The 11,302-nt window shown below is 71.2% G+C and carries 9 protein-coding genes, 1 tRNA gene and 1 pseudogene; 2 read left to right on the forward strand and 9 right to left on the reverse strand.

Annotated features, from left to right (window positions below; all coding sequences use genetic code 11):
- Window positions 1–312: 312 nt before the first annotated feature.
- From IG84_RS0136865 to IG84_RS0136890, 6 genes and pseudogenes are all read right to left on the reverse strand, one after another.
- A pseudogene (locus tag IG84_RS0136865) lies at window positions 313–1,089 on the reverse strand (ABC transporter permease); the annotation flags it as partial.
- 97 nt (window positions 1,090–1,186) lie between these two features.
- Entirely contained in the window at window positions 1,187–2,032 is an 846-nt protein-coding gene (locus IG84_RS0136870) for a glycosyltransferase family 2 protein (protein WP_051862862.1), read from the reverse strand.
- Window positions 2,033–2,076: 44 nt separating this feature from the next.
- Window positions 2,077–2,856: a CDP-alcohol phosphatidyltransferase family protein gene (locus IG84_RS0136875; RefSeq protein WP_078649921.1), complete on the reverse strand. Its 780-nt coding sequence runs from the start codon at window positions 2,854–2,856 to the stop codon at window positions 2,077–2,079.
- Window positions 2,834–3,898 carry an iron-containing alcohol dehydrogenase family protein gene (locus tag IG84_RS0136880; RefSeq protein ID WP_031067701.1) on the reverse strand — a complete coding sequence of 355 codons (1,065 nt, stop codon included), beginning with the start codon at window positions 3,896–3,898 and terminating at the stop codon, window positions 2,834–2,836. Before IG84_RS0136880 ends, IG84_RS0136875 begins: the two co-directional genes overlap by 23 nt.
- Complete coding sequence (locus tag IG84_RS0136885) at window positions 3,886–4,623, reverse strand: phosphocholine cytidylyltransferase family protein (RefSeq protein ID WP_030253244.1); 738 nt, start codon at window positions 4,621–4,623, stop codon at window positions 3,886–3,888. Before IG84_RS0136885 ends, IG84_RS0136880 begins: the two co-directional genes overlap by 13 nt.
- Window positions 4,620–6,404 carry a DUF5941 domain-containing protein gene (locus IG84_RS0136890; RefSeq protein WP_031067703.1) on the reverse strand — a complete coding sequence of 595 codons (1,785 nt, stop codon included), beginning with the start codon at window positions 6,402–6,404 and terminating at the stop codon, window positions 4,620–4,622. The genes IG84_RS0136885 and IG84_RS0136890 overlap by 4 nt, the downstream gene beginning before the upstream one ends.
- Window positions 6,405–6,659: 255 nt before the next feature.
- Here IG84_RS0136890 and galE point away from each other — a divergent pair, with 255 nt between their 5' ends.
- Together galE and idi are read left to right on the forward strand one after the other, a co-directional pair.
- On the forward strand, window positions 6,660–7,670 hold the full coding sequence (gene galE / locus IG84_RS0136895) for a UDP-glucose 4-epimerase GalE (protein ID WP_031067704.1): 1,011 nt from the start codon (window positions 6,660–6,662) through the stop codon (window positions 7,668–7,670).
- Window positions 7,671–7,800: 130 nt separating this feature from the next.
- Window positions 7,801–8,412, forward strand: a complete 612-nt coding sequence (gene idi, locus IG84_RS0136900) for an isopentenyl-diphosphate Delta-isomerase (protein WP_031067707.1) — start codon at window positions 7,801–7,803, stop codon at window positions 8,410–8,412.
- Here the strand turns inward: idi and IG84_RS0136905 are convergent.
- The 3 genes from IG84_RS0136905 to IG84_RS0136915 form a co-directional block, all read right to left on the reverse strand.
- Entirely contained in the window at window positions 8,387–8,884 is a 498-nt protein-coding gene (locus IG84_RS0136905; protein WP_031067710.1) for an ATP-binding protein, read from the reverse strand. The genes idi and IG84_RS0136905 overlap by 26 nt on opposite strands.
- 265 nt (window positions 8,885–9,149) lie before the next feature.
- Window positions 9,150–9,223, reverse strand: a tRNA-Met gene (locus IG84_RS0136910).
- Between the two features lie 138 nt (window positions 9,224–9,361).
- Window positions 9,362–11,014 carry an ABC-F family ATP-binding cassette domain-containing protein gene (locus tag IG84_RS0136915; RefSeq protein WP_031067712.1) on the reverse strand — a complete coding sequence of 551 codons (1,653 nt, stop codon included), beginning with the start codon at window positions 11,012–11,014 and terminating at the stop codon, window positions 9,362–9,364.
- Between the last annotated feature and the right edge of the window lie 288 nt (window positions 11,015–11,302).

Below are 11,302 nucleotides of genomic sequence, written 5' to 3' on the forward strand. Positions count from 1 at the left end.
CAGCGTGGACTTGCCCGAGCCATTGGTGCCGATCAGGCCGATCGACTCACCCCGGTAGGCGGTGAAGGTCACGCCCTTGACCGCGTGCACCTCCCGCACCCCGGTCGACGGCTTGCGGCGCACGATCCGGTTCAGCGCCGCCGTGGCACTGCCCCGGCCCGCACCCGAGCCATAGACCCGGTACACGATGTGCAGGTCATCGGCGACGACCGTCGGGACGCGCTCCTCCGCGGTCGCGGCGTCCTGGACCGCCGGCTGCTGGAGATCGGTGTTCTGCTGCTCAGCCACGGCCGTACCGCTCCTCCGCCTTCCATAGACCGCGGCGGGGTTCACGTCCAGCAGGAAGTGCACGAAGCCGGGGACGTGCTTGCTCTTTATGATCTGGTCGATGCTGTACATCACGCCGGACGCGTACATCCACGTCCGCAGGATGAACGGCATCAGCTGCGCCAGGTCGGGGGTCTTGCTGCCCAGCCGCGCCATGATCATCGCGAGGCCGGTGTTGAAGACGAACTGGAAGCACAGCGCCGGAATCGCCAGCAGCCACGACCAGCCCGGCACCTGCCCGAACGCCAGCAGGATCACCACGAGCACGCCCATGGAGAACATGAGCTGCTTGAGCTGCATCAGGCAGAACGAGATCGGCAGGCAGGCACGCGGGAAATGCAGCGCCCGCACCAGGCCGAGATTGCCCGAGATCGCCCGCGTCCCCGCCAGCACCGAGCTCTGCGTGAACGTGAAGATGAAGACGCCCGTCACCAGGAACGGCACGAAGTCCGGCACGCCACGGCTGGTGCCGAGCAGCAGGCCGAAGATCAAGTAGTACACCAGCGCGTTCAGCAGCGGCGTGGCCACCTGCCAGAGCTGGCCCAGCTTCGCCTGGCTGTACTGGGCGGTCAGCTTGGCGCTGGAGAAGGCGGAGATGAAGTGGCGCCGCTGCCAGAGCTGCCGGACGTACTCCGGCAGGCTCGGCCGGGCGCCGCTCTGCGTCAGCCCGTACTTCTGGGCAAGCTGCACCGGCTTGAGCCCGCCTTCGGGGGCCCGCGGCGCATTCATGGCGACCGCACTGTCGTGCCTGGTCTCGCTCACAGTTGACACTTTCGTCCTCAAGGTGCGCTTCCCGGGGGTGCCACAGGCTCTGGGTACCCCCGGGTCGCGCCGGATGCTGCTCTCCGACCCGAGCTTGTCAGATGACCGGCGGCCGGCCCAGTCGGGTCAGGCGCCACACGGTACGCCACTTCATGGGACGCCTGGGGCCGCACGACGTGGTCCAGCCCTCCTTGAAGCCGCCCAGCCAGGCCCGCAGCCCCGGCAGGGACGGGCGCCTGGCCAGCGTCAGCAGCAGCCATACCCCGAGGTAGACCGGGACCAGCGGAGCCGGCAGGTTGCGCCGCGCCAGCCACACCCGATTGCGCGCCACCATCCGGTGGTAGACGGCGTGCCGGGTGGGCGCCATGGTCGGGTGCAGCAGGACCATGTCGGCGCGGTAGTCGATCATCCAGCCCGCGTCCAGGGCCCGCCAGGCGAGGTCGGTCTCCTCGTGCGCGTAGAAGAAGTCGTCGGGCAGCCCGCCGACCTCGTCGAAGACCTTCGTGCGGACCGCGTTCGCGCCGCCGAGGAAGGTCGTCACGCGCGAGGAGCGCAGCGGGTCGGCCGCGCGCAGCCGCGGTACGTGGCGGCGCTGGGTCTCCCCGGTGTCCGGGTCCGCGATGCGGAAGCTGATGATGCCAAGCGCAGGGTCGCGGGCGAACGCCTCGCGGCACAGCTCGGCGGTGTCCATGTTGGCGAGCAGGCCGTCGTCGTCCAGGAAGAGCAGCACGTCCTTGTCGGCGCCGGCGGGGCCGAACGCCTCGATGCCGACGTTCCGGCCCGCCGGGATGCCGACGTTCTCCGGCAGCTCCACGGTCCGTACGCCGTCGGGCAGCTCCGGCAGCGGCGAGCCGTTGCCGACGACCACCACCTCGACCGTGTCGCCGTTCTGCTTGGCGACGGAGTCGAGGAGCGCGCGCAGCTCCTCGGGGCGGTTGCCCATGGTGAGGACGACCGCGCCGAGCTTCAGGTTCTGTGGAGTCTGGGTCACTTGAGCCTGCTTGAAGCCAGGATGGACACGAGGTGGAGCAGCGTCTGGAGGAGCGCGATACCGGCCAGTACGGCGACGCCGAGCCGCGAGAAGAACAGGTCGTCCCTGACCGCGTCCAGGATCGCCAGGACCAGGATCAGCAGGGACGCCTCGATCCCGAGGATCAGCCGGTGGAACTTCAGCGCCCCGGCGGCCTTGCGGGCCAGCGCCATGCCCGACGAGCGCGGCTCGGACGCCGCCTCCTTGACCGGTGGCAGCCCGCCCTGATGCCGGGCGACGCCGACGAGGTCGGTCTCCGCCTTGATCAGGATGGCGCCGAGCGCCGCGAGGGTGCCTAGGAAGGCCCACAGCCAGTCGATCCGCCCGGAGCCGAACAGGTCGGCGGCGCGCAGGCCGAAGCCGACGAGGACCGCGGCGTCGGTCAGGTAGGCACCGACCCGGTCCAGATACACGCCGCCGAGCGAGTACTGCTTGCGCCAGCGGGCGATCTCGCCGTCGACGCAGTCGAGCAGCAGGTAGAGCTGGACCGCGACGACGCCGAGCACGGCTCCCCACACGCCCGGCACCAGCAGTGCCGGGGCGGCGAGGACACCGCAGACGGTCATCAGGTAGGTCAGCTGGTTGGGGGTGACCCGCGTGTTCACCAGGTGCCGGTCGATGCGCAGCGAGATCTCGCGCATGTAGAGCCGGCCGCCCCAGTGCTCACCGCTCCGCCGGTCCTTCACCCCCTCCGGGTGAACGACCGGCCGGAGTTCAGCTACCGATGGTTTTGGCATAGTCGGCGTATGCGTCCCTGATCTGATCGGTGGACAGGTCCAGGTGTTCGAGGATCGTGTAACGGCCCGGGCGGGTCTGCGGGGCGTACTCCACGACCTGGACGAACTCGTCCACGGTGAAGCCGATCTCCTCCGGCAGGACCGGAAGGCCGTGCCGGCGCAGCACCTGCGCCATGTACGCCGACTCCTCGCGCGCCCCCCGCAGATGCATCGCGAAGGCCGCGCCCAGGCCGCACTGCTCGCCGTGGCTGGCAGCGCGCTTGGGGAAGAGCAGGTCGAAGGCGTGGTTGATCTCGTGGCAGGCGCCGGACGCCGGACGCGAGTCGCCGGAGACGGACATCGCGATACCGGTGAGGACCAGGCCCTCGGCCAGCACCTGCAGGAAGCCGTCGTCGCCGACGCCGCCGGGGTGGCGCAGGACGGCCTCGCCCGCCTGGCGCGCCATCGCGGCCGCGAGGCCGTCGATGTCCTCGCCGCGCTCGCGCGCCGCGAGCTCCCAGTCGCGGACCGCGGAGATGTTGGACAGGGCGTCGCCGATGCCGGAGCGCACGAAGCGGACCGGGGCCTCGCGGATGATGTCGAGGTCGATGACGACCGCGATCGGGTTCGGCACGCCGTACGAGCCGCGGCCCGCGTCGTTGTCGAGGGTCGCGACGGGCGAGCACAGGCCGTCGTGCGACAGGTTCGTCGCGACGGCGACCAGCGGCAGGCCCACGCGCGCCGCGGCGAACTTGGCGCAGTCGATGATCTTGCCACCGCCGAGGCCCACGACCGCGTCGTAGCGCCCCTTCTTCTTCATGGCGTCGGCGAGCTTGATGGCGTCGTCGAGCGTGCCACCGTCCACCTCGAACCACTCGGCGCTGGGCAGCGCCGGCGCGAGCCGCTCACGCAGCACCGCGCCGGAGCCACCGCTGATGGCGATGGCGAGCTTGCCTGACGACGAGATCCTCTGGTCGGCGAGGACACCGGCCAGGTCGTTGAGCGCCCCCGGCCGGATGTCGACGACGACTGGCGAGGGGATGAGCCTCGTCAGTACTGGCATGCGATTTCACGGCCCTTCGCGAGGTCGTCGTGGTTGTCGATCTCGACCCACTTGACGTCGCCGATCGGAGCCACGTCGATCCGGAAGCCGCGGTTCACGAGCTCCTGGTAGCCGTGCTCGTAGAACTGCTGCGGGTCCGCCTCGAAGACCGTCTTCAGGGCGTCGGCCAGCTCGTCGGCGGCCTCGCCCTCGATGAGGGTGACGCCGATGTACTCGCCGGTCGCCTCGGCCGGGTCCATCAGCTTGGTGATCTTCGTCATGCCCTTCTCGGGGTCGACGACGACCTTCATCTCCTCGTCGGCCAGGTCCTTGACCGTGTCCAGCGCGAGGATGATCTTCTTGCCGTCGCCGCGCGCGGCGAGCAGGGTCTTCTCGACGGAGACCGGGTGCACGGTGTCGCCGTTGGCGAGGATCACGTCGTGCTTGATCGCGTCACGGCCGCACCACAGGGAGTAGGCGTTGTTCCACTCCTCGGCCTTGTCGTTGTCGATCAGCGTGAGCTTGAGGCCGTACTTCGCCTCAAGGGCCTCCTTGCGCTCGTACACGGCCTCCTTCTTGTAGCCGACGATGATCCCGACCTCGGTCAGGCCGATCTCCGCGAAGTTGCCGAGGGTGAGGTCGAGGATGGTGGTGTCACCGTCGACCGGCACCAGGGCCTTGGGCAGAGTGTCGGTGTAGGGACGCAGACGCCGTCCGGCGCCGGCCGCCAGCACGAGGCCGATCATGCGGGTTCTCCTTCGTCGTGTACGGCGGGTGCATGGGAGGACACCCAGAAGCGGATGCTCTCGATGAGCACCAGCAGCGCCAGGGCCCCCGCGAGGACCGTGAGCGCGATTGTGAAACCTGAGGTGGACAGTGCGGCCGCGGCGATCGAGACCACGAGGGCACGGCCCTCGTGTCCGCCGGTCGCCCGCACCAGAGAGCGCGGAGGCGCGCCGCTGCCGCCGCGGATGCGGTACACCGTGTCGTAGTGATGGTAGGCGACCGCGGCCACCAGCCCGAATGCCGCCGGCAACGCTCCGTTCACCTCGGAACGGGCCGCAATCACCAGAATCGCGACGTATTCGCCGGTCCGGAAGAGCGGCGGCACGAGCCAGTCCAGCGCGCCCTTGAGGGGACGGGCGACGGCGAGGCCGGAGAGTGCGGCGTACACCAGCGCGGCGACACAGACCCAGGGGCTGCCCCAGCCGGTGAACGCGGCGGTGGCGATCATCACAGCGGCGCCGACGGCGGCGATCACGGGCGCCGCGAAGCCGGGGAGCTTGCGCGCCGCGCCCTTGAAGGCGGCAGCGAAGCCCTCGGCGAGCGGCCCGGAGTCGCCGAGGTCGGCGAGGGCCTGGGCCGCCCGGTCGGTACGGCGCGCGCGGCGGGTCAGCGAGCGCAGCACCCGGCCGGCGGTCGTGTAGCAGCCGGCCAGCGCACAGCCGATGAGCAGGACGTAGAAGACGATGCGGGGCGTGGTGCAGGCGGTGAGGACCGCGATCATGGCCCAGCGCTCGCCGATGGGCAGCACGATCATCCGGCGGGCCCAGACCGTCCAGCCGACGCTGTCGAGCTTGTCGGAGAGGGCCGCGGTCGGGCTGGTGTTGGCGGTGGCGTCGTGGTTCGCCTCGTTGAAGGAGAAGTCGACGACGTGCCGGACCGTCTGCAGCACCATCGCGCCGAGCGCGAGGGCCCAGACGTCATCCCCGCCGCGGGCCGCGCCGAGCGCCAGGCCCGCGTAGTACGCGTACTCCTTGGCGCGGTCGAACGTCGCGTCCAGCCAGGCGCCCATCGTCGAGTACTGCAGGGAGTAGCGGGCGAGCTGCCCGTCGGTGCAGTCCAGGACGAAGGAGAAGAGAAGGAGCACGCCTGCGGCGATGAAGCCGCCGCGGGTTCCGGTGGCCGCGCAGCCCGCCGCGATCAGCGCGGTGAGCAGGGACGCGGTGGTGACCTGATTCGGGGTCAGCCCGCGCCGCGCGCACCAGCGGGCGATGTAGCGGGAGTAGGGGCTGATGCAGTACGTCGTGAAGAACCCGTCGCGGGACTTCACCGCGGTACGCAGCCGCACGGCCTCGTCGTCCACGGCGCTCACCGCGGCCCGCGCCTCATGACGCTGCTGTGCGCCGGAGGGTACGGAAGCGACCAGCGAGCCGAGCTCGGGGCGGTGCACCGGTACGCCCTGGGCCTCCAGCGTCTCCGCGACGGCGTCCGGGAGCCCGTCGGCGGAGCCCGCCGTGGCGAGCGCCCGGGTGAGCGCGGCGCGCGCCTCGGGCTGCGCCGTGAGCGCGCCGGTGACCGCGGCGGCCGGGAAACGCGGGTCGGTCAGCGCCAGCCGAAGGCTGTGCAGGTGACCGACGAACCGCGGGTCGACCAGTGCGACCCGCCGGCCTGCCGGCACCTCGGCCAGCAGCCGGGCCGCCTCGGCGGCGTCGGCCGCGCTGCGGACATCGAAGCCCAGCTCGCGCAGGTCGCCTTCGAGCGGCGACCCGGCGACCGGCGCACCGGTGAGGATTGCGGTCGACAGACGAATTCACTCCCTGAATGCTGGCAAGGCCGCCGGCCGGTCCGCATTCGGTACGAACTACCCGGGCAGCAGTCGTGGCACACCTCGGGCCCCGCAAGGGTCGGTGGCACGTCGGCAGAGGTTATCGGATCGCCGGATGCGGCCGTTCACCACGCATTCACCGGGCGGTGGCCGTCCGGCGGTGGCGTCTGCCGCGATCATCATGGTCGATCTTGCCGTCGATGAACAACTGCGGCCCTGGTTAGGGTGCCGGTTATGACATGGCTGATCACAGGTGGGACGGGTTATATCGGCGCGCATGTGGCGAGGGCCATGGCGGCGGCGGGCGAGCAGGTCGTCGTACTGGACGACGTCTCCAGCGGATTCCCCGAGCGGCTGCCCGCGGGGGTGCCCCTCGTACGTGCTTCGGTACAGGACCGTGACGTGGTGGACGCCACGCTCGCGGAGCACGGCGTGACCGGCGTCATCCACCTCGCGGCGAAGAAGCAGGTCGGTGAGTCGGTGGAACAGCCGCTGACGTACTACCGGGAGAACGTGCACGGGCTGACCGTGCTGCTGGAGGCGGTGGCGGCGGCCGGTGTGCAGCGCTTCGTCCTCTCCTCCTCGGCGGCGGTGTACGGCATGCCGGATGTGGACCTGGTCACCGAGGACACCCCGTGCTTGCCGATGAACCCCTACGGGGAGACCAAGCTCGCGGGCGAGTGGCTGGTGCGGGCCGCGGGCCGGGCGCACGGCATCGCGACCGCGTGCCTGCGGTACTTCAACGTCGCGGGCGCGGCGGCGCCGGAGCTGGCGGACGTCGGGGTTTTCAACATCATCCCGATGATGTTCGAGAAGGTCACGGCCGGCGAGCCGCCACTGATCTTCGGCGACGACTACGACACCCCCGACGGCACCTGCGTCCGGGACTACATCCACGTCGAGGACCTGGCCGAGGCGCACGTTGCCGCCGCACGGCGGCTGGCGGGCCGGCAGGGCGCCGGTGACCTCACGCTCAACATCGGTACCGGCGAGGGCGTCTCCGTACGGGAGATGGCGGACCTCGTCCTCGGGATCAGCGGCCGCTCGGACCTGGCGCCCGTCGTCAAGGGCCGACGGGCCGGCGACCCGGCGCGGGTGATCGCCTCCTGCGAGCTGGCCACGAAGGAGCTGGGCTGGCGCGCGCGGCACGGCATCGACGCGATGGTCGCGTCGGCCTGGGAGGGCTGGTGCCTGCGGCACCCGGAGGCACGTGGGGCGAAGGGAGACGGCGCTCGGTCCGTCTGAGACGGCGCGCGGCCCCTGCTGCGCGCCGTGGGTTCTGCCACGCCGCACATAAGGCGTCGCCGTACGCCTGATACGGGTGCTACTAGGGCAGACTTGACCATCGAGGACCGAGGAAACGCGAAGGATGGGCATGCCGATCACACCTGCCAACGGACAGACCACCGGGACCGCCGCGATGACGGCGACGGACACGGCCGACGAGCCGATCATGCTGGAGTTGGTGGACGAGGACGGTAGAACGATCGGCACGGCGGAGAAGCTCGCCGCCCATCAGGCGCCCGGGCAGCTGCACCGGGCCTTCTCCGTCTTCCTCTTCGACGAGCAGGGCCGGCTGCTGCTGCAGCGCCGGGCGCTGGGGAAGTACCACTCCCCCGGCGTGTGGTCCAACACGGCCTGCGGCCACCCGTATCCGGGCGAGAAGCCGTTCGCTGCCGCCGCGCGGCGCACCGCCGAGGAGCTGGGCATCGCCCCGTCGCTGCTCGGCGAGGCCGGCACCGTGCGCTACAACCACCCGGACCCGGAGTCCGGGCTGGTCGAGCAGGAGTACAACCACCTCTTCGTGGGCCTGGTCCGGGACGCTCCGGAGCCGGACCCCGAGGAGGTCGGGGAGTACGCCTTCGTGACGCCGGACGAGCTGGCCCGGCGGCACTCCGAGGCGCCGTTCTCGGTGTGGTTCATGACCGTGCTGGACGCGGCGCGCCCGGCGATCCGGGAACTCACAGGGACGACGACGGGCTGGTAGGCGAGGGCACACAGGCGAGCGGCAGTTCGGCCCAGACGACCTTGCCGCCGCTCGCCGTGTGCTCCACGCCGCTTTTCCCGCCGGCCTCCGCAGTGATCATTTTGATCAGCCAGAGGCCGCGGCCGCCGAGGTCGTCCTCGTCGGCCTCCAGCGCCTTGGGGCGGTAGGGGTGGTTGTCCTCGACGGCGACCCGCACCCAGTCGGCGCCGACCGCCAGCTCGACGGCGATCTGCGGGGAGAGCAGGGCTGCGTGCTGCACCGCGTTGGTGACGAGCTCGGACGTGATCAACAGCAGGCCGTCCACGATGTCGGGCCCCGTCGGCACGCGCTGGTCGCGGAGCAGATCCCGTACCGCGTGCCGCGCCTGTGGCACCGAGGACTCCAGTGCCGGAGCGGTGAACCTCCAGACACCTTCGTACGCGAGCGGGGCCGTCAGCTCCTCGGGGGGTTCGGCTGGGGGTCCGGAAGGCATCCTCACCCTTTGAGTGTTGGGAATCCCACCGTCCGGACTGGCCTGCTGACGAAAAGTCAGCACTTATCGACAGCTTCCGATCGCTTTTCTGCGTGGCGATCACTCCGGGGATCGACTCTGACCCTTTTGTTCCTGCTTCATGAGCTGCCGGGAAGAGGTGCCTTTCTCCCGCTTCGCCCCGAGCGCCGTCTTCACGAACCACCCGCACACACGTCAGAGGCCCCTTCCCGGAGGAAGGGGCCTCTGACACGCACTGTTGCGTCAGTAGCGGGGACAGGATTTGAACCTGCGACCTCTGGGTTATGAGCCCAGCGAGCTACCGAGCTGCTCCACCCCGCGTCGGTGAACACCACCTTACGGGTTCCGTGCGGCAGGGCCAAATCCATTACCGGACGCCGTACGGCGGCTTCCGGTCAGGCGCTCCGGCGGGCCTGTGCGCTGGGCTCGCGCGGCGGCCCGTGCGCCGGGCTCGCGCGCTCAGCGCTCGGTGGCCCGGCCGTCCGCCACCTCGATCCGACGCGTGGTGTGCACCGCCTCCAGCAGCCGGCGGTCGTGGCTGACCAGCAGAAGCGTGCCCTGGTACGACGCGAGCGCGGACTCGAGCTGCTCGATCGCCGGGAGGTCGAGGTGGTTGGTGGGCTCGTCCAGTACGAGGAGGTTCACCCCGCGGCCCTGCAGGAGGGCGAGCGCCGCCCGGGTCCGCTCCCCCGGCGACAGCGTGGCCACCGGGCGCAGCACGTGTCCGGCCTTGAGCCCGAACTTCGCCAGCAGCGTGCGGACGTCCGCCGGCGCCATGTCGGGGACGGAGCGGCGGAAGGCGTCCAGGAGCGGTTCGCCGGCCGCCTCCGGGCGCTGGAAGAGCTGCCCGCGGGCCTGCTCGATCTCCCCGACGACCACGCCGGGGCCCAGGTACGCCTGCCCCTCGTCCAGCGGGAGCCGGCCGAGCAGCGCGCCGAGCAGTGTCGACTTCCCGGAGCCGTTCGGACCGGTGATCGCGACCCGGTCCGCCCAGTCGATCTGCAGGTCCACCGGGCCGAAGCGGAAGTCGCCGCGCTTGAGGCGCGCGCCGCGCAGCGTGGCGACGACCGCTCCGGAGCGCGGCGCGGCCGCGATCTCCATCCGCAGCTCCCACTCCTTGCGCGGCTCCTCGACGACGTCCAGCCGCTCGATCATGCGCTGCGTCTGCTTGGCCTTGGCGGCCTGCTTCTCGGTGGCCTCCACCCGGCCCTTGCGGCCGATCTTGTCGTTGTCGGGAGCCTTGCGGCGGGCGTTCTTGACGCCCTTCTCCATCCAGTTCCGCTGGAGGTGGGCGCGCGCCTCCAGGGACGCCCTGGTCTCGGCGTACTCCTCGTACTCCTCGCGGGCGTGCCGCCGCGCCCGCTCGCGCTCCTCCAGATACGCGGTGTACCCCCCGCCGAAGGTGTTCACCTGCTGCTGGGCGAGGTCCAGTTCGACCACCCGGTCCACGGTGCGGGTCAGGAACTCGCGGTCGTGGCTGACCAGGACGGTCCCGGCGCGCAGCCCGGTGACGAACCGCTCCAGTCGCTCCAGGCCGTCCAGGTCCAGGTCGTTGGTCGGCTCGTCGAGCAGGAAGACGTCGTACCGGGAGAGGAGGAGGGAGGCGAGCGAGGCGCGGGCCGCCTGGCCACCGGAGAGCGAGGTCATCGGCTGGTCCAGGCCGACCGCCAGGCCGAGCTGGGCCGCGGTCTCCTCGGCCCGCTCGTCCAGGTCGGCGGCGCCGAGCGCGAGCCAGCGCTCCAGGGCCACGGCGTACGCGTCGTCCGCGCCCGGCTTCTCCTCGACCAGTGCCTGGGTGGCCTCGTCCAGCGCGGCCTGCGCGTCGGCGACGCCGGTGCGGCGGGCGAGGAAGTCGCGCACGGACTCCCCCGGGCGGCGCTCGGGCTCCTGCGGGAGGTGGCCGACGGTCGCGGTGGCGGGGCTCAGCCGCAGGTCGCCCTCCTGCGGGGTATCCAGCCCCGCGAAGAGCCGCAGCAGCGTGGACTTGCCCGCTCCATTGGCACCGACCAGCCCGATCACCTCACCCGGCGCGACAACGAGGTCGAGCCCGGCGAAGAGGGTCCGGTCGCCGTGCCCGGCGGCGAGATTCTTGGCAACGAGGGTGGCAGACATCAGACCGCCGATCGTAGCGGCGGGGCGGGCGGGGGGCGCGCGGATATCCGGGGGGGGCGGAGGCGGGGTGGTTGGCAGCGTGGGCGGGTGGTCAGGCAGGTGGGACGCGCGGGCAGATGGGGTGGGCGGGCGGTCAGGCAGGTCGCGTCGCGGGCGGCCGGGCAGGTCGGGCGGACGGTGTGGGCGGACTGTCAGGCAGGTGGGGGGGACGAGCGGCGTGGGCGGACAGTCAGGCAGGTGGGGTGGACGAGCAGCCGGGCAGATGGGGTGGGCGGGCGGTGTGGGCAG

The organism is Streptomyces ochraceiscleroticus, assembly GCF_000720485.1.
Taxonomy (GTDB): domain Bacteria; phylum Actinomycetota; class Actinomycetes; order Streptomycetales; family Streptomycetaceae; genus Streptomyces; species Streptomyces ochraceiscleroticus.